The organism is Pseudomonas sp. CNPSo 3701 (assembly GCF_028674975.1).
Taxonomy (GTDB): domain Bacteria; phylum Pseudomonadota; class Gammaproteobacteria; order Pseudomonadales; family Pseudomonadaceae; genus Aquipseudomonas; species Aquipseudomonas straminea.
Genome location: NZ_JAQZSI010000003.1, coordinates 327,709 through 344,006, shown reverse-complemented (window position 1 = coordinate 344,006; position 16,298 = coordinate 327,709). Strand labels below are relative to the sequence as shown.

Below are 16,298 nucleotides of genomic sequence, written 5' to 3'. Positions count from 1 at the left end.
TGGTGCTACACCTACCGCTGGAAAGGCTTCGCTACATGCCCAAGCAAACAGCCGGCAATTGTGGCGTCCAGACGTGTTGAACGGCTAATCACGTAAACCTTTCTTTACAGAGCGGTCGATTAACCTGCCGACAGGATGCTGGCGATGCGCAGGCAGATCGTCTAAAACGCTGCCAGAATGACAGCATCCATCAGCGCCATAACAACGAGGCCGCCATGAGCAGTGAAACGCCTAAAGAAGCTGAAAGCCCCGCCGCCCTCGATCTGGCGCCTCCCAGCGACGAGGAGCGCCTGGCCAAGCTGGAAAAGGCCAACCGCCTCAACCGCATCCTGATCTTCGCCCTGGCCATGCTGCTGTTCATCATTCTCTCCAGCCTGGCGACCTCGGCGGTGGTGAAGATGCTGGCCGACGAGCCGCCGCCCTTCGACCCGGAAGCCTTCGCCGCCCTGCAACATCGTGCCGAGCAGTTGGAGACGGAGTTGAATACGCTCAAGGAAGACCAGAAGCGCCAGGACGCCCTGCTGAAACTGGCCGCCACGCCTCCGCCTCCAGCGCCCGCTGCAGCGGCCCCGGCGGCGGCGGCGCCATCCCAGGACATCGCGGCGCTGAAGCTGATGGGCCGTACCTTGCTCGGCCAGGAGCAGAGCTACCAGCAAAGCCTGGCGGCGCTGAAGAGCGGCATGCGCGACCTGGCAGACATGGTGCCCGGCTCGCGCAGCTGGCTGGACGACTACAACCAGGAGATCGACAAGGCGGTCAACGCCAGCCAGCAGCGCGTCAAGGCGATCCAGCAATGGGGCAGCAAGCTGCCGCAGGAGTAGTTTTTTGGTAGTCCACCGATTCGCGCCGGGGGCGGCGCTCCTACGCGATTGGTTGTGATGCCAGGTTTCTTTGTAGGAGCCGCGCCCCGCAGCGAATCTTTAGGGGGCGCGGCTGATCAGTGCTGCAGATTGCCGTAGAGCTTGGCGTACAGTCCGCCCTCGGCGATCAGTTGGCGGTGGTCGCCATCTTCGGCGACGCTGCCGCCATCGAACACCAGCACCCGATCAGCCTGCTTCACCGCGCTCAGGCGGTGGGCGATGATCAGCGTGGTGCGGCCATTGAGGAACTGCGCCAGCGCCTGGTGCAGGGCGTATTCGGTGGCGGCGTCGAGGGCCGAAGTGGCCTCGTCGAGAATCACCACCCGCGGGTCTGCCAGTACCATACGGGCGATGGCCAGGCGCTGGCGCTGGCCGCCGGACAGCCGCACACCGGAGCGTCCGACCACGGTATTCAGCCCTTGCGGAAGCTGGTGCACGGTCTGCGCCAGCTGGGCGATGGTCAGCGCCTGCCAGCAGGCTTCGTCGCTACGCTCGCGGCCCATGCACAGGTTGGCACGCACCGTGTCGTTGAACAGCGCCGGGTGCTGCAGCACCACCGCTACATGCTCGCGAATGGTCGACAGACCAATTTCTTCCTGACTCTTGCCGCCAAAGCGAATCACCCCGGCCTGGGGCGTATAGAGGCCCAGCAGCAGCTGCACCAGGGTGCTTTTGCCACCGCCACTGGCACCGACGATGGCGACCTTCTCGCCTGGCGCGATGGACAGGTTGAGCCCGCTCAGCACCGGCTCCTCGCCATAGGCAAAGCTCAGGTCGCGAATCTCGATGCCGACGGTCTCGCGGCCGGCGAACGGGTCGGCGCCGCCCACATAGTCCGGCTCATCGCGGCGGCCGAGCAGCTCGTTGATGCGAGTCAGCGCGCCACCAGCGGCGTAGAAGGCGTACTGCAGATTGAGCAGCTGCTCGACCGGGCCGATCATGAACCACAGGTAGCTGAATACCGCGAGCATCTGGCCGATGGACAGGTCCGAGAACAGCACGGTAAGCATCGCCGCGGCGCGGAAGATGTCGATGCCGAACTGGAACAACAGACCGCTGGCGCGGTTCGAGGCGTCGGTCTTCCATTGCGAGGCCACGGCGTAATCGCGCACTTCCCTGGCGCGTCCACCGAGGCGACCGAGGAAGTAGCCCTGGCGATTGCCAGCGCGCACTTCCTGGATCGAATCGAGGGTTTCGGTCAGCGCCTGGGTGAAGCGCGAGGTACTGTCGTTCTCCAACTTCTTCAGGTGTTTGACGCGCTTGCCCAGCTGCACCGTGGCATAGATCACCAGCGGGTTGAACAGCAGGATCAACAGTGCCAGCTTCCAGTGCATCCACACCAGAATCGCCGAAGTTCCAGCCAGGGTCAGCACGCCGACCAGAAAACGGCTGAGGGTTTCGCCGATGAATTTGTCCAGGGTGTCGAGATCGGTGACCAGGTGGGTGGTCACGGTACCGCCGCCCAGGCTTTCGTACTCAGCCAGGGAAATGCGCTTGAGCCGCTCGATCAGGCGGATGCGGATGCGGTAGACGATGTCCTTGGCGAGCCGGGCGAACAGCCGCGCCTGCACCACGTTGAAGATCAGCGCGCCGCCACGCAGCAGAAAGGTCAGCCCCAGCATCAGCAGGATGTAGCCGACCGCCCCCTGCCAGGCCGCCGGCAGCAACAGATCCATGATGCGCAGTGCCCTGTTGCCGTCGCCCAGCAGCACTTCGTCGACCAGCAATGGCAGCAGCAAAGGAATCGGCACACTGCACAGTGTCGCCAGGACAGCGACCAGGTTGGCAAGGATCAGCGCACGCTTGTGGCGCAGGGCCAGGCGACGGATTTCCGCCCAACTCAGGCGATCAACCATCGACGGCATGCTCCAGCCAGCGCGCGAGCAGTGGCGATAGGGCGTCGAGCGGCTGATAGCCGTTGGTGAGCAGCGCCAGACGCCCGCCCTTCTCGGCCAGCAAGGTCGGGAAGCCGGCAATGCCGAGATCCTGCACCCAGGTGAAGTCGGCGGCGGTGGCGCGGTGCTCGACCTCGCTGTCGAAGGCCTCGGCGAATTCGATCCGCGGGATGCCGACCTCCTCGGCCAGTTGCACCAGGGTCGCGGCCAGGGTCACGTCGGCGCCCTGCTGATAGAACGCCTGCTGGATGCGTTGCGCCATCGGCCAGGCGCTTTGCGGGTCGAGATCACGCACGGTGACCACCGCGCGGCACGCCGCCTCGGTGTCGTAACGCATGCCCAGGGGTATCCCGGCGTCGAAGTTGAACAGTTGGCCGGTGCTGGCGTTGACTGCCTGCCAGTAGCCCAGATAGCGCACCCGCGCCGCCGCATCGATAGCCACTTGATCGCGGCGCAAGCCGCCGAGCACCAGTTGCATGGGCACGCCCTGCTCCGCGGCCTGGGCGGCCAGCGCCTCGACCACCGGCGCGAAGCCCCAGCACCAGGAACACATCGGGTCCATCACGTAGAGCAGACGCGCATCCATGGCTCAGGCCTCGTTTTTCTGACGGGGATTGTTACCCAGAGGATGGGGCTGATTGCGCGCTTTCGCCAGTTCGATCTGGCGTTGACGCTCGCGGGCGCCCTCGCGGGTCTTCTCCGGCAGCGAGTCCCAGCAATGCGGGCAGCTGACGCCGGGGCTGAAGAATTCCGATGCGCGATCCTCGACCGAAACCGGCGTGCGGCAAGCGTGGCACTGGTCGTAATCACCTTCGCTGAGGTCGTGGCGCACGGTCACCCGGTTGTCGAACACGAAGCAGTCGCCCTGCCACTTGGTTTCTTCCTGCGGCACTTCCTCCAGATATTTGAGAATGCCGCCCTTGAGGTGATAAACCTCTTGAAAGCCCTCGGTGAGCATGTAGCTGGAGGCCTTCTCGCAGCGGATGCCGCCGGTGCAGAACATCGCCACCTTCTTGTGTTTGCTGGGGTCGAAGTGCTCGCGGATGTAGTCCGGAAATTCACGGAAGGACTTGGTCTTGGGATCGATGGCGCCCTCGAAGGTGCCGATCGACACTTCGTAGTCGTTACGCGTGTCGATCAGCAGCACCTCGGGGTCGCTGATCAGCGCGTTCCAGTCCTTCGGCTCCACGTAGGTGCCCACGCGCTGGTTGGGATCGACGCCCGGTACGCCCAGGGTGACGATCTCCTTCTTGAGCTTGACCTTGGTGCGATAGAACGGCTGCTCGGCGCAGTACGACTCCTTGTGGTCGACGTCGGCCAGGCGCGGGTCGAGGGCGAACCAGGCGAACAACGCGTCGATGCCTTCTCGGCTACCGGAAACCGTGCCGTTGATGCCCTCTTCGGCGAGCAGCAGCGTGCCCTTGATGCCATTGGCGACCAGGGTGTCGAGCAAGGGTTGGCGCAGCGCTTCGTAGTCCGGCAGGGACACGAACTTGTAGAGCGCCGCGACGACGATGGAATTGTCGGTCATTGCAGATTTCCTTCAGTAGTCGCCCTCGCAAAGGGCGGACCGTGGACAAAAACAATACCGCCGCATGCCGCTGGTAATGCCAGAGCACGGACAGGTGAATGTGGGCCGCGCAGTTTACTGGTGTTGGCCGCCCAGGTGTAGTGCACGCCGCCGGAACGCCCGGTGATTAACAGGGTCGAGAAAGAGTGGCGGCCTTGCGCGCCGTCAATGATCAACCCTATTGGCAGCCAGAGGAGAAACCGACATGAAAGCCGTCGTCGTGCGAGCACCCGCAGGCCTGAACAACATCGAAGTGACCGATATCGACGACCCCGGCCAGCCCGGACTCGGCGAGATTCGCGTCGCCCTGCACGCCAGCTCGCTGAATTTCCACGACCTGCTGGTGGCCAATGGCAGCATCCCGACGGCCGATGGTCGGGTGCTGATGTCCGACGGCGCCGGCGTGGTCGAGGCCGTGGGTGAAGGCGTGAGCGAATTCAAGGTCGGCGATCACGTGGTGTCCGGGTTCTTCCCGCAGTGGCCCGACGGTGACGTGGGCGCGCCGGTCAGCAATTTTGCTGGTACCCCCGGCGATGGCATCGACGGCTTCGCTGTCCAGCATGCGGTGCGTGCTGCCAGCGCCTTTACTCATGCACCAAAAGGCTGGAGCCATGCCGAGGCAGCGACCATCACCACCGCTGGGCTGACCGCTTGGCGGGCGCTGGTGGTCGATGGAGGGCTCAAAGCCGGCGACAGCGTGCTGGTGCTGGGCAGCGGCGGCGTGTCCATCGCAGCCCTGCAGATCGCCAGGATGATGGGCGCCACGGTGATCGCCACCTCCTCGTCCGACGAGAAGCTTGAGCGCCTGCGCCAACTGGGCGCCGATCACACCATCAACTACCGGCAGACGCCGGACTGGGGCAAACGGGTAATGGAGCTGACCGATGGCCGCGGCGTGGATCAGGTGGTCGAGGTGGGCGGTCCGGGCACCTTGGCGCAATCGATCACCGCAGTACGGGTAGGCGGCCATATCGCCCTGATCGGCGTGCTGACCGGGCGCCAGGGCGACGTGCCGACTGCAGTACTGATGGCCAAGCAGGTACGCCTGCAGGGGTTGATCGTCGGCAGCCGTCGTCACCAGCAGGACTACATCCGCGCGCTGGAGCAGTCCGGTGTACGCCCGATCCTCGACCAGAGCTTCGCGCTGGAAAACCTGGCCGACGCCTTCCGCCTGCAGGAAAGCGGCAGCCATTTCGGCAAGATCGTGGTCGAGTGGTAAATGCACGTAGCCCGGGTTGAGCGAAGCGATACCCGGGACTTGCCTGACTAGGGACGTTTACAGATGAGTGCCCCTACGCAGAAGGCGGGGCACGCAGAAATCAATGGTCGTGCTTGCTGCCACCGCGGCAAGTTGGCGAATCCGGGGCCACCCCCTGCTGCGCCCACTCTTGCGGCGTGTAGGTGTGCAGGGCCAGCGCATGCACCTGACTCATCAGCTCGCCCAGCACACCATAGACCTTCTGATGGCGTTTGACGGCATTCAGGCCGTCGAACTGCGAACTGACGATTACCGCCTTGTAATGGGTTTCCAGGCCACGGCTGTGCATATGGCTTTCGTCCAGCACCTCGAGGTGCTCGGGTTGCAGAGCGGCGAAGGCAGTACGCAGCAGGTCGATCTTGGGCATTACGAGCTCCGGGGTTAAGGCGATGACCGGCATAGCGCCGGCCATCTCGGGTATCAGGGCTTCTTGGCGCCCAGTTCGTTGCCCATGTCACTGAGCAGCTTGTTGACCGCCGGCACGGCGCTTTCCAGCTTGGCTTGGGTGATCTGTGCGGACTGGGCGGTGAGCGCCGGCATCTGCTTGAGCACCTTCTGGCCGAGCGGCGACTGGTAGAAGGCGATCAGGTCCTTGAGCTCCTGCTCACTGAAGTTGCTGGTATACAGCTTGACCATGTCGGGCTTGAGCTTGTCCCAGCCGACTGCCTTGTCCAGCTCGGCGTTGGCTTTGGCCTGGTAGCTTTCCAGCACGGCCTTCTTGCTCTCCGGCGCCTTGGCCTCGGCGAAACGCTGGGCGAACATCTGCTGCACCTGGGCGTAGACCGGCACCGCCAGCTTGTCGGCGTTGGCGAGCTGCAGGAAGCGCTCGGCATCGGCGGCATGGCTGCGGGCATCGGCCAGTACCTGGGTGCTACCGACGGCCATCAGAGCGGCAATGCAGAACGCGGGGATACGGGACATCGGGGTACTCCTGAACACAAGGGTGAAGTGCTTTGACCGACAGCGGTGCATTTTGTGCCCCGGCGCCTTGGCTCTCAAGCCTTTTTGAATGTCGCACACTGCGATCTGGCTACCACCAATGGCAGTCGAGTAGCACCAAATGTCTACTGGCGCATCTTTACGTCGAGGCTCACACTGCCAGCACTTGCCCGCAGCCATAGACAGCTGCATGCTCCGCGACTCTTTGCCTGCACACATGGACGTGTCCGATGAACAGCCCCTTCATTGCACCACCGCCGATCCCCCTGTGCGATGCCCATGGGCGGCTCAATCCTGATGCAGTCGGCTGGTCGGCGCAGCCTCGGGTCGATTGCTCCCTGCCTGGCAACCTGGGCCGCCGCAAACGTTGGAATCATTGGAATATCTGCACGCCTGACTGGACACTGTCGCTGATCCAGGCTGACCTCGACTACGTCGGCTACGGCGCCGTGTATTTTCTCGACCTGAACAGCGGCCAGCACGTGACGCTCAACCAACTGAGCCTGCTGGCTCGCGGCTGCAACCTGCCGGATACGCCGCTGGGCAGCCATGCCTTCGATCACTCGCGCGTGCAGTTGCACTTCAACGAATTTCCCGGCCGCGTTCGGCTGACCGCCACCTCACCGAACATCGGCGGGCAGCCTCTGCACCTTGCTCTGGACATCCAGCGCCCCCTTCACCTGGAGTCGGTAAATCTGGTGGTACCCTTCGGCGACAAGGGCTTTCATGCCACCTGCCGTCAGGTAGGCCTACCGGTTACAGGTAGCGTGCACCTGGGCGACAAGGCCTATGAATGCGCCAGCGGCCACAGCTTCGCCTCCATGGATTTCGGCCGTGGCGTATGGCCGTTCTACAGCCAGTGGACCCGGGCGGTGTTCGCGGCGCCCGGCGGCATCGGCGGCAACTTCGGCAGCGGCTGGGCAGAACACAGCGGCCTGACGGAAAACGCACTGTGGTTCGGCGGCGCCCTGCTGCACCTCGAACAACCGGTGCAGATCCAGAAGACGCGCAACGACCCGCTGGCGCCCTGGCAACTGGCCACCGAGGATGGCCAGGTCGACCTCACCTTCACCCCGCGCCAGGCCCATGTCGCCAAACCGCGCCTCGGCTTCGGCCTGCTGTATGCCGACACCTACGAGTGGTTCGGCCAGTACGATGGCCTGTTACGCAACGCCCTCGGCGAACGCGTACCGGTGCGCGCGGCCCAGGGCTGGATGGGTGACACACGCACGCGCTGGTAGTTGGAACGTGTGGTCATCGGTGCAGCCTAACGAGCTTGACCAGCGACGAGGAGTCCCGCCATGAGCCGTACCGAAACCGACAGCATCGGCCCCATCGAAGTACCCGAGGAGGCCTACTGGGGTGCCCAGACCCAGCGTTCACGGATCAATTTCGCCATCGGCGATGAGCGCATGCCACTGGCGGTGGTGCATTCCCTGGCGCTGATCAAGAAAGCCGCTGCACGTATCAATGACCGCATCGGCGACCTGCCACACGATATCGCCCGACTGATCGAGCAGGCCGCTGACGAGGTGATCGCCGGCCAGCACGACAATCAGTTCCCGCTGGTAGTCTGGCAAACCGGCAGCGGCACCCAGAGCAACATGAACGTCAACGAGGTGATCGCCGGGCGTGCCAACGAACTGGCCGGCAACCCGCGTGGCGGCAAGAGCCCGGTGCACCCCAACGATCACGTCAACCGGGCACAAAGCTCCAACGACTGCTTCCCCACCGCCATGCACATCGCGGCAGCAGGGGCAGTCAAGAATGACCTACTGCCCGCCATCGGCGAGCTCGCCGAAGCCCTGGCCGATCAGGCCGCACGCCACAACCGCCTGGTGAAGACCGGTCGTACTCACATGATGGACGCCACGCCGATCACCTTTGGCCAGGAGCTATCGGCGTTCGTCGCGCAACTGGAGATGGCCCAGCAGGCGATTCGCGCCACCCTGCCGGCGGTCTGTGAACTCGCTCAAGGTGGCACCGCGGTGGGCACCGGCCTGAACTCGCCACCTGGTTTCGGCGAAGCGATTGCCGCGGAGTTGGCAGCCCTGAGTGGCCTGCCATTGAAGAGCGCGCCGAACAAATTCGCCGCTCTGGCCGGCCACGAGCCGCTGACGGCGCTGTCCGGTGCCCTGAAAACCCTGGCCGTGGCACTGATGAAGATCGCCAACGACCTGCGACTGCTGGGTTCGGGCCCACGCGGCGGCTTGGCCGAGGTGCGCCTACCGGCCAACGAGCCGGGCAGCTCGATCATGCCCGGCAAGGTCAACCCGACCCAGTGCGAGGCGCTGTCGATGCTGGCCTGCCAGGTGATGGGCAACGACGTGACTATCGGCTTCGCGGCCAGCCAGGGGCACCTGCAGCTGAACGTCTACAAGCCGGTGATCATCCATAACGTGCTGCAGTCGATTCGCCTGCTGGCCGATGGCTGCCGCAACTTCCGCGAGCATTGCGTGCTCGGCATGGAGCCCGATGCCCCGCGCATGGCCGAGCACTTGGAGCGCGGCCTGATGTTGGTCACCGCGCTGAACCCGCACATCGGCTACGACAAGGCTGCGGAAATCGCCAAGAAGGCCTACAGCGAAGGCACCACCCTGCGCGAGGCGGCCCTGGCGCTGGGGCACCTTACCGAGGAGCAGTTCGACGCCTGGGTGCGCCCGGAAACCATGCTGGAGGCCGGCAAACATGACTGACGGCGCCAAGAGTGGCGCCACCCCACTGGAGGGGGATGGCAAGCGGATCCTGATGATCATCGGCTCGCCGAAAAGCGACAGCCTCTGCCACTCCCTGGCCGAGGCCTACGCCCAGGGCGCGCGCACTGAAGGCCATGTGGTGCGGCAGATCCGCCTGGGCGAGCTGAGCTTCGACCCGGTGCTGCACGAGGGCTACAGCCAGAGCCAGGCCCTGGAGCCGGACCTGCTCGAAGCACAGCGCCAGATCCACTGGGCCCAACACTTGGTGTTCGTTTATCCAGTCTGGTGGGGCGGCCTGCCCGCCCAGCTCAAAGGCTTCTTCGACCGCGTGCTGCTGCCCGGCTTCGCCTTCAAGTACCGCAGCAACTCGCAGCTGTGGGACAAGTTGCTCAGCGGCCGCACCGCCGACCTGCTGGTCACCCTCGACACGCCGCGCTGGTACTTTCACTGGATCTACGGCGCGCCGGCCCATCGGCAGATGAAGCGCACCATACTCGGCTTCTGCGGCATCAAGACGCGGCGGCTGGAGACGTTCTCGCCAGTGCGTCCGTCCTCGGAGAATCAGCGGCAGAACTGGATACGGCGCGCGGAGTTGCTGGGTAGCAGGGTTTGATTCTTGCAAGCTGTTCGCGAACTTTCTAGGCGACGCTAAAGAGGCTACAACAAGGCAAAAGCGGCCGTTCGCGTAACGCGTAGGAGGGGCTTTAGCCCCGAGCTTTTTATCAAGGCAAACAAAGAGCTCGCGGCTAAAGCCGCTCCTACAAAAGTATTCTGCTCACCGGTCGCTCCCGCCACATTGCAGTCAACACGCCGAAGCCGAGCCGAAAGATCGTGAACAGGCTCTCGAAAGGGGCGGTTTTACCTACGCGACCTGCCCTCTCTAAGAAATAAATCGCCCTTACCTCAATCCCGCGCCGATAAACACCAACGCCACGCTGATGGTGAAGAACGACAGCACCGTCGCCACCAGCAGGGTCGCGCTGCAGCGGTCCTCCAGACCGAAGCGCTGGCCGAGAATGGGGAAGATGCTCATCATCGGTGAGCAGGCAAACAGCACGCCCACGGCCTTCATCATCGGGTCGACGCCTGGCACCAGCATGAAGGCGACCAGCACCGCCAAAGGGTGGATGATCAGCTTGCCGCTGGCGATCCACGCGGCATCGACCCAGACGCCGCGCGCCTTCATGCCAAACAGACCGGCACCGATCACGAACAGCGCCAAGGGCGCCGATACGCCGGCGAGCATATCGATGGGTTTGAACAGCAGCGGCGGAATCTCGATCCCCAACAGGGAAACGGCCACGCCAATGCTGATACCGATGATCACCGGATTTTTCAGCAGCCGCCCAAAGGTCATGCCCAGCACCTTGAGACCGCCACCCTGCTGCTTGCCCGCCTCGGCCAATACCAGCGCCAGGGGGATCATCAGCAGGTTCTCGACCAGCATGCCCATCGCCATGCCCAACACCGCAGGCGAGCCAAGCGCTGCCGCCACCATCGGATAGCCGACGAACCCGCTGTTGGAAACCGACATGCCCATGGCGTTGATGGACGAACCCGACAGGTTGTCGCCGCGCCACCAGCGCGACACGCCGAAAGCTGCAGCAAAGGCCGCCAGGGAGCCGACCGCATAGGCAAGCAGATAACCGGGCGCCATGGCCTGCTGGATCGGCGAAGTGCCCAGGGTCTTGATCAACAGCGCCGGCATGGCGAAGGTGATCACGAAGGCGCCGATGCCGCGCACCTGCTCACGGTTGAGCAGGCCGCCCATAGCCGCGAGGTAGCCAAGGCCGATCAGCAGGAAGATCGGTGCGGTGATCTGGAGGATTTGCAGCACGGGTTCAGCATTCCTTGTCGCAGGTAGCACGGACCTCTGGGCCGGTGCCTTCGGTCATAGCCAATTCTTGCCTGTGCAATTGACCGAGACGGCTGCGTGTTCGTACGAAATCCTGATGGGCGGAGCCGCGGCACAGGCGCTCGAGACTGAATTCGCTGCACAACAGCAGCGTGGCGCCGGCATCGTACGAGATATCTACCAGATTGATGAACCGCTGGCAGGCATCGGTGGGTTGGGAATCCAGGGTCGGCACGCCGGTCAGCGCCAGGCGCGGATAACGCTGCAACAGCCAGAGAAAGTCTGCCGTGGAGTGGGCGTTGCCGCACAGCTCGGCGAACTCCAGCCAGGCGCGACCGGGCGCCAGGGCGCGCACCTGCAGCGGATGATGATTGACGGTCAGCAGCTGATCACGCTGGGCCTGCTCATCCAGCGCCAGCCAGCGTTCCAGATAAGCCTGGCCACCCGCCGACTGCGGCCACAGGTACTCGCCCCACTGCTGAGCGTTGCCCGGCAGTTCGCGGTAATCGGTACCGGCATCCAGACTCAGCACGGTAAAACGCTTCTCGAGCATCTGGATCGCCGGGGTGAAGCGCTCGCGGTACAACGGATTGGGGCACAGCCCGGCCGGCGGGTAATTGGAGGTCATCACCAGGCCGACGCCCTCCTCGACCAGCACGTCGAGCAGCCGCCGCAGCAGCATGGCATCACCGATGTCATGCACGTGAAATTCGTCGAAGCACAGCAGGCGGATATCCTGCGCCAACGCGCGGACTGCCAGCACCAGCGGATCAGGCTGACCGGCGAACGGCTGCATGCGCTGCTGCAGCTCCTGCAAGAAGGCATGGAAATGTACGCGGCGCTTGGCGCTGAACGGCGCCGCCGCGAAGAAGACGTCCATCACGAAACTTTTGCCGCGCCCCACGCCGCCCCACAGGTAGACGCCGGCAGCCGGCTTGCGCAACCAGCCACGCCGCCCCGTGCACCAGCCTTGCAGCCACTGCCCCAGGGTATCGATTGCTTGCTGTTGCTGACTGTCGGCGTGAAAACCACGGGCTTCGAGCGCCGCGGTGAAACCTTGATGAATGCGCGCGTCGATCTGCTCGACGGGCGCATCCAGGTCGCTGTCAGAAATCAAAAAACACCGTTTCGCCGTCCCCCTGAATGCGGATATCAAATCGGTAGGCCGGCTTGCCGTCAACCTCGCAGCGCTTGGCGATCAGGGTTTCGCGGCGCGACGGCTGCTCGATCAGGTTGAGTACCGGGTCCTTGGCGTTGGCATCGGCTTCGTCCTCGAAATACAGACGGGTGTGCAGGTGAATATTGATGCCGCGGGCGAACAGCGCGATGTTCACGTGCGGCGCCATCGGCACACCGGCGGCGTTGTTGACCACACCGGGCTTGACAGTCTGCACCGTCCACTCGCTGCCGGCATCGAAGGTGGTGGCGGTACGGCCAAAACCGTTGAAGGGTTTGTCCAGGTTGTACTCGGCGTCGTAACGGCCCTGGAGATCGGCTTGCCAGAGCTCCAGAAAGGCGTCGCGCACCAAGTGGCCGTTGCCGTCGTAGACGTGGCCGATCAGGGTGATGTGCTCGCCCGGCGCACCGGGTTTGGCCATCTGGTTCCAGATTTCTTGGTCGCGGGTCGGGTTGCCGGCAGCGGCCAGGGCCAGGCCGATATGTACGTAGGGGCCGGCGGTTTGCGAAGCGGTTTCGGGCAAGAGTTCGACAGGCATGGCGGGCTCCTCAGCAGTTCTCGAAGTGGGTCTTGCGCTGGCCGCGCAGCACGATGTCGAAACGGTAGGCCAGGCAGTCCATGGGGTTGGCCATGCTCATGTCGAGCTTGGCGATCAGCGTCTGTACCGCGTCCGGGTTGGCGATGGACTTGACGATCGGGCACAGCGGGATCAGCGGATCCCCTTCGAAATACAGTTGGGTGATCAGTTTGGTCGAGATCGACGGGCCACTGATGGAGAAGTGAATGTGCGCCGGGCGCCAGTCATTCGGGCCGTTGCGCCACGGGTATGGGCCCGGCTTGACAGTGCGGAAGCTGTAATTGCCTTCGCTGTCGGTCAGGGCGCGACCGACGCCGCCAAAATTCGGGTCCAGCGGCGCCAGGTAGCGGTCGTTCTTGTGACGGTAGCGGCCGCCGGCATTGGCCTGCCACATCTCCACGAAGGTATGGGGAATCGGCTTGCCGTACTGATCCATCACCCGACCACACACCAGAATGCGCTCACCGATGGGCAGGCCGCCGTTATTGAAATTGAGCAGCAGGTCGTTGTCGTGCTTGCCCATCTTCAGATGGGTGAAATCCGGCCCGGTGGTTTCCGAAACCGATTGCGGAATGCTCACCAGCGCCTGGCGTGGCGAACGGGCGATGGAGGTTTTGTAATCGGGGGTGAAGGCTTTGGGGTGCCAGTTGCGATCACGGATGATGAAACGGCTGTCCTCGGACATGGGACGCTCCTGTTTATTGAATTTGTGGAGTCGCCGGTCATATGGGCGCCGAGGCGCCAATGCAGGCTCTGCGGGCCATGATCAGCCAGGAAGAACGAGCCGACTAATGAAAAAGAACGGCACATACATAACCTGATGGTTATCTAATAAACCATTTTGAAGCACCCGTACGTCATGCAGCCGGCTCTCCAGGTTCGAGTTCAGCGGGAGCGTTTGGAGAAAGCTGATCTAGTGTTGGCAAGGAAAGACAAATGAATGGCAAGGACGCTCAAGGGCTGTCTTGGGCAAACACCTAGTATCGACTCACCCTTCGTCCCATAAGAAAAACCCAGGGAAGCCAACCATGCCCAAGTCCTTCGTGCTGCAACGCTCCGCCCTCGCCCTCTTGATCGCCGCGGCCTCCCAGGCCGGCGCGTACGAGCTCTACGGCGACGATGACACCCATGTGAATGCCAACTTCGAAGCAGTGTTCGGCATCTTCCACAGCCAGGAGCGCTATGCCACCACGGGCGCTACACGCGCTGGTTCGGCGTCGTGGCGCGAGGGCTACCTCAAGTATGGCGTCAGCGCCGACCAGGGGCTTGGCGGCGCCGGCACGGCTTATGGCGCGTTCGGTTTCCTCTCTTCGGGCACCTGGGGCGACGGCGATGCAGCCAGCTTCACCGATGGCTCGGAGCGCACCACCAAGATCGAAGATGCCTATATGGGCTGGCGCTCGGCTGACCTGTTTCCGGTGCTGGGTGAGGACGGCGTGGATCTGTCCTTCGGCCGCCAGAACATCGTGGTCGGCGATGGCTTCCTGATCAATGGCGACGCCCTGAACCTCGGCAAGGGCGTGGACACGGGTCAATACAATCGTGGCGGCGGCTACTATCTTGCCGCCCGCAAGAACTTCGACCAGACCGCCGTGCTGCGCCTGGGCGGCAAGGAAGGCTGGCGCAGTGACCTGATGTGGATCAAATCCGACAACCGCGCCCAGGCGCGCTCGGAAATGTACGTCGGCACGCTGGAGCATGTTGCCGAAGCCGGCACCGTAGGCCTGACCTATATCGACGTCAAAGACGTGGACGATAAATACGCCAACGCTACGCAACTGAACCGCGACGGCATGAATACCTACAGCCTCCGTGCCCAGGGCAATGCCGGCGTGAAGGATTTGTTCCTGTCCGGCGAATACGCCTGGCAAGACAAGCGCAAGGTGGATAACGAAGACGCCTGGTATCTGGAAGCCGGCTGGACCTTCTCCGATGTCGCCTGGTCACCGAAGGTCAACTATCGCTACAGCCGATTCTCGGAAGGCTACGACACCCTGTTCTACGGCCTCAACCGCGGCTTCGGCACCTGGTTCCAGGGCGAGGTGGCCGGCAACTACGCAGGCCCCTTCAACAGCAATACCCGCATTCACCACGTAGGCGCCAGCGTCACGCCGCTGGAGAACCTGACCGTAGGCGCACTGTGGTTCAACTACGACACCATCAAGAACGACCTCGGCAACCTCTCCGGCCGTGAGTTCGATGTGTATGCCCAGTGGGGCCTTACGGAAAATCTGGCGGTCATTCCCTTGGTCGGCCTCTACCAGCCGAAGAAAAGCGCGGATAACGGCGGCACCCAGTTGGGTAGTAATGACCGTAACGTCTACACCCAGCTGATGTTCGCCCTCTCCTTCTGATCCGAAGGCCAGGCGTTATAAGGGGGCAGCCACCATGGATGGCTGCCCTTTTCGTTTTGGGAACGTGTAGCGATCCTGGGCAATAGCTCGCCCAGTGCATCAACCAGCAGCCACACCAAGTTCGAAACACCCTAATAGTGCACTCAGCTCTGTCTGGTCATCGGCTGCCTGCATCGCCCACACCAGTCCCAGCTCAGGGCATATCTGCTTTACCTCAAAGCCTTCGGGAACGCAGCCCCTGGCGATGCAGCGGTAATCGGCCGTATCGAAGCAGGCCACCTGATTCTGCCGATAGCGCGTTTCGCCTTCGTGCTCGAAGCTCGATACGCCGATCACCCACAGCACGCGACCATCGCGCGAAACCTCAAGCTGCCAGAATGGCAGGCCCAGATCCTGTTCGACGCAAACCTCATAGGGTGACACCGACACGGCCAGCAGGGTTGTCGGCGCCGCCCAGCTCACCCCATTGCCGTCGGCTTGGCGACCGGCGCCCAGCGACAGCCACAGGCGCCCCGACTCGTCGGCAGCCGTGGCGCAGTGCGCGGGGAGGCTGGCCAGACGCTTTGGCGCCTTTGCCAGGCCGTTGGTGAGCTGCCAGGCACTGCCATCGACGCAGATCAGCAACGCATCGCCTGCAACGCCATGCAAGCGCCCGGCAGCTGGCAGCGCACGACGCTTGACCGCCCCACTCGCCAGATCGATGGCGGAAACCGAGCTGGCTGCCGCGTTCATGGCCAGTACGAAATCTCCCTGACAGAGCAGCTGATCGCTGTACTTGGGGATGCGCGAGGTCCACTTGGCCAGCGGCTGCAGGCTACCCGCAGCCAGACGAAACAGCTTCTGATCGGTAGCGGCCAGCCAGTTGCCCTCGGCCTCCCGGGTCAATGCGCGAGCGGCATTGCCCAGGCGCACACTGGCCCGTTCGTGCCCGTCCTGCAGATCGAGGCTGCGCAGGCGCAGTGCGCCAAAGGCAACACCCCAGCCATCGGCAACCAATAGTTGCCCGCCCACTGGATCAGTCCACAGGCGCTGGGCCTGTAAACCGGGGATGCGGGTCGACCAGCGCATCGGCAGCGCGATGGGTGAAGGTAGGCCGGTTACGCCAGACAAGGCACGC

16 protein-coding genes are annotated in these 16,298 nt (G+C 63.6%); 6 read left to right on the top strand and 10 right to left on the bottom strand.

The window, feature by feature from the left end; genetic code table 11:
* Positions 1–215: 215 nt before the first annotated feature.
* Positions 216–821, top strand: coding sequence for a hypothetical protein (locus tag PVA39_RS10820; RefSeq protein WP_274124064.1), 606 nt, complete (start codon positions 216–218; stop codon positions 819–821).
* Between the two features lie 116 nt (positions 822–937).
* Here PVA39_RS10820 and PVA39_RS10815 read toward each other — a convergent pair whose 3' ends face one another.
* Genes PVA39_RS10815 through trhO form a run of 3 tightly spaced genes read right to left on the bottom strand, consistent with a single transcriptional unit; the run spans position 938 to position 4,286 of the window.
* Positions 938–2,716 (bottom strand): ABC transporter ATP-binding protein, encoded by a 1,779-nt coding sequence (locus PVA39_RS10815; RefSeq protein ID WP_274124063.1) that lies wholly within the window; start codon positions 2,714–2,716, stop codon positions 938–940.
* Positions 2,709–3,341 carry a DsbA family protein gene (locus PVA39_RS10810; RefSeq protein WP_274124062.1) on the bottom strand — a complete coding sequence of 211 codons (633 nt, stop codon included), beginning with the start codon at positions 3,339–3,341 and terminating at the stop codon, positions 2,709–2,711. Before PVA39_RS10810 ends, PVA39_RS10815 begins: the two co-directional genes overlap by 8 nt.
* A 3-nt stretch (positions 3,342–3,344) precedes the next feature.
* The gene (gene trhO, locus PVA39_RS10805) at positions 3,345–4,286 is read right to left on the bottom strand and encodes an oxygen-dependent tRNA uridine(34) hydroxylase TrhO (protein WP_274124061.1); all 942 of its coding nucleotides are present in this window, start codon (positions 4,284–4,286) and stop codon (positions 3,345–3,347) included.
* A gap of 244 nt (positions 4,287–4,530) precedes the next feature.
* On the opposite strand from trhO, the gene PVA39_RS10800 reads away from it, so the two are divergent.
* Positions 4,531–5,544, top strand: a complete 1,014-nt coding sequence (locus PVA39_RS10800) for a zinc-dependent alcohol dehydrogenase family protein (RefSeq protein ID WP_274124060.1) — start codon at positions 4,531–4,533, stop codon at positions 5,542–5,544.
* Between the two features lie 100 nt (positions 5,545–5,644).
* On the opposite strand, the gene PVA39_RS10795 is transcribed toward PVA39_RS10800, so the two are convergent.
* Together PVA39_RS10795 and PVA39_RS10790 are read right to left on the bottom strand one after the other, a co-directional pair.
* Positions 5,645–5,950: a BolA family protein gene (locus PVA39_RS10795; RefSeq protein ID WP_093501533.1), complete on the bottom strand. Its 306-nt coding sequence runs from the start codon at positions 5,948–5,950 to the stop codon at positions 5,645–5,647.
* Between the two features lie 53 nt (positions 5,951–6,003).
* Entirely contained in the window at positions 6,004–6,504 is a 501-nt protein-coding gene (locus tag PVA39_RS10790) for a DUF2059 domain-containing protein (protein ID WP_093501535.1), read from the bottom strand.
* 248 nt (positions 6,505–6,752) lie between these two features.
* On the opposite strand from PVA39_RS10790, the gene PVA39_RS10785 reads away from it, so the two are divergent.
* From PVA39_RS10785 to PVA39_RS10775, 3 genes are read left to right on the top strand one after another with little or no spacing between them, the layout of a single operon-like run.
* Positions 6,753–7,763 (top strand): DUF2804 domain-containing protein, encoded by a 1,011-nt coding sequence (locus PVA39_RS10785; protein ID WP_274124059.1) that lies wholly within the window; start codon positions 6,753–6,755, stop codon positions 7,761–7,763.
* Between the two features lie 60 nt (positions 7,764–7,823).
* Positions 7,824–9,218, top strand: coding sequence for a class II fumarate hydratase (locus PVA39_RS10780; protein ID WP_274124058.1), 1,395 nt, complete (start codon positions 7,824–7,826; stop codon positions 9,216–9,218).
* Positions 9,211–9,831 carry an NAD(P)H-dependent oxidoreductase gene (locus tag PVA39_RS10775; protein ID WP_274124057.1) on the top strand — a complete coding sequence of 207 codons (621 nt, stop codon included), beginning with the start codon at positions 9,211–9,213 and terminating at the stop codon, positions 9,829–9,831. The genes PVA39_RS10780 and PVA39_RS10775 overlap by 8 nt, the downstream gene beginning before the upstream one ends.
* Before the next feature lie 285 nt (positions 9,832–10,116).
* Here PVA39_RS10775 and PVA39_RS10770 read toward each other — a convergent pair whose 3' ends face one another.
* From PVA39_RS10770 to pcaH, 4 genes are read right to left on the bottom strand one after another with little or no spacing between them, the layout of a single operon-like run.
* A complete protein-coding gene (locus PVA39_RS10770; RefSeq protein ID WP_274124056.1) occupies positions 10,117–11,055 on the bottom strand; it encodes an AEC family transporter in 939 nt (312 codons plus the stop codon).
* Positions 11,056–11,059: 4 nt separating this feature from the next.
* Complete coding sequence (gene zapE, locus PVA39_RS10765; protein WP_443200954.1) at positions 11,060–12,190, bottom strand: cell division protein ZapE; 1,131 nt, start codon at positions 12,188–12,190, stop codon at positions 11,060–11,062.
* The gene (gene pcaG / locus PVA39_RS10760; RefSeq protein ID WP_274124055.1) at positions 12,180–12,788 is read right to left on the bottom strand and encodes a protocatechuate 3,4-dioxygenase subunit alpha; all 609 of its coding nucleotides are present in this window, start codon (positions 12,786–12,788) and stop codon (positions 12,180–12,182) included. The genes zapE and pcaG overlap by 11 nt, the downstream gene beginning before the upstream one ends.
* A 10-nt stretch (positions 12,789–12,798) precedes the next feature.
* Positions 12,799–13,512, bottom strand: coding sequence for a protocatechuate 3,4-dioxygenase subunit beta (gene pcaH, locus PVA39_RS10755; RefSeq protein WP_093501547.1), 714 nt, complete (start codon positions 13,510–13,512; stop codon positions 12,799–12,801).
* Positions 13,513–13,855: 343 nt separating this feature from the next.
* On the opposite strand from pcaH, the gene PVA39_RS10750 reads away from it, so the two are divergent.
* Positions 13,856–15,181 (top strand): alginate export family protein, encoded by a 1,326-nt coding sequence (locus tag PVA39_RS10750; RefSeq protein ID WP_274124054.1) that lies wholly within the window; start codon positions 13,856–13,858, stop codon positions 15,179–15,181.
* Between the two features lie 99 nt (positions 15,182–15,280).
* On the opposite strand, the gene PVA39_RS10745 is transcribed toward PVA39_RS10750, so the two are convergent.
* Positions 15,281–16,291: a hypothetical protein gene (locus PVA39_RS10745; protein ID WP_274124053.1), complete on the bottom strand. Its 1,011-nt coding sequence runs from the start codon at positions 16,289–16,291 to the stop codon at positions 15,281–15,283.
* Positions 16,292–16,298: the final 7 nt, after the last annotated feature.

What these genes read in the sequence shown, in the direction of transcription:
- PVA39_RS10815 (WP_274124063.1), bottom strand. Translation starts at nt 2,716, where the DNA reads ATGGTTGATCGCCTGAGTTGGGCGGAAATCCGTCGCCTGGCCCTGCGC.
- PVA39_RS10780 (WP_274124058.1), top strand. Translation starts at nt 7,824, where the DNA reads ATGAGCCGTACCGAAACCGACAGCATCGGCCCCATCGAAGTACCCGAG.
- PVA39_RS10800 (WP_274124060.1), top strand. Translation starts at nt 4,531, where the DNA reads ATGAAAGCCGTCGTCGTGCGAGCACCCGCAGGCCTGAACAACATCGAA.
- PVA39_RS10750 (WP_274124054.1), top strand. Translation starts at nt 13,856, where the DNA reads ATGCCCAAGTCCTTCGTGCTGCAACGCTCCGCCCTCGCCCTCTTGATC.
- PVA39_RS10795 (WP_093501533.1), bottom strand. Translation starts at nt 5,950, where the DNA reads ATGCCCAAGATCGACCTGCTGCGTACTGCCTTCGCCGCTCTGCAACCC.
- PVA39_RS10790 (WP_093501535.1), bottom strand. Translation starts at nt 6,504, where the DNA reads ATGTCCCGTATCCCCGCGTTCTGCATTGCCGCTCTGATGGCCGTCGGT.
- PVA39_RS10820 (WP_274124064.1), top strand. Translation starts at nt 216, where the DNA reads ATGAGCAGTGAAACGCCTAAAGAAGCTGAAAGCCCCGCCGCCCTCGAT.
- pcaH (WP_093501547.1), bottom strand. Translation starts at nt 13,512, where the DNA reads ATGTCCGAGGACAGCCGTTTCATCATCCGTGATCGCAACTGGCACCCC.
- trhO (WP_274124061.1), bottom strand. Translation starts at nt 4,286, where the DNA reads ATGACCGACAATTCCATCGTCGTCGCGGCGCTCTACAAGTTCGTGTCC.
- pcaG (WP_274124055.1), bottom strand. Translation starts at nt 12,788, where the DNA reads ATGCCTGTCGAACTCTTGCCCGAAACCGCTTCGCAAACCGCCGGCCCC.
- PVA39_RS10810 (WP_274124062.1), bottom strand. Translation starts at nt 3,341, where the DNA reads ATGGATGCGCGTCTGCTCTACGTGATGGACCCGATGTGTTCCTGGTGC.
- PVA39_RS10785 (WP_274124059.1), top strand. Translation starts at nt 6,753, where the DNA reads ATGAACAGCCCCTTCATTGCACCACCGCCGATCCCCCTGTGCGATGCC.
- PVA39_RS10775 (WP_274124057.1), top strand. Translation starts at nt 9,211, where the DNA reads ATGACTGACGGCGCCAAGAGTGGCGCCACCCCACTGGAGGGGGATGGC.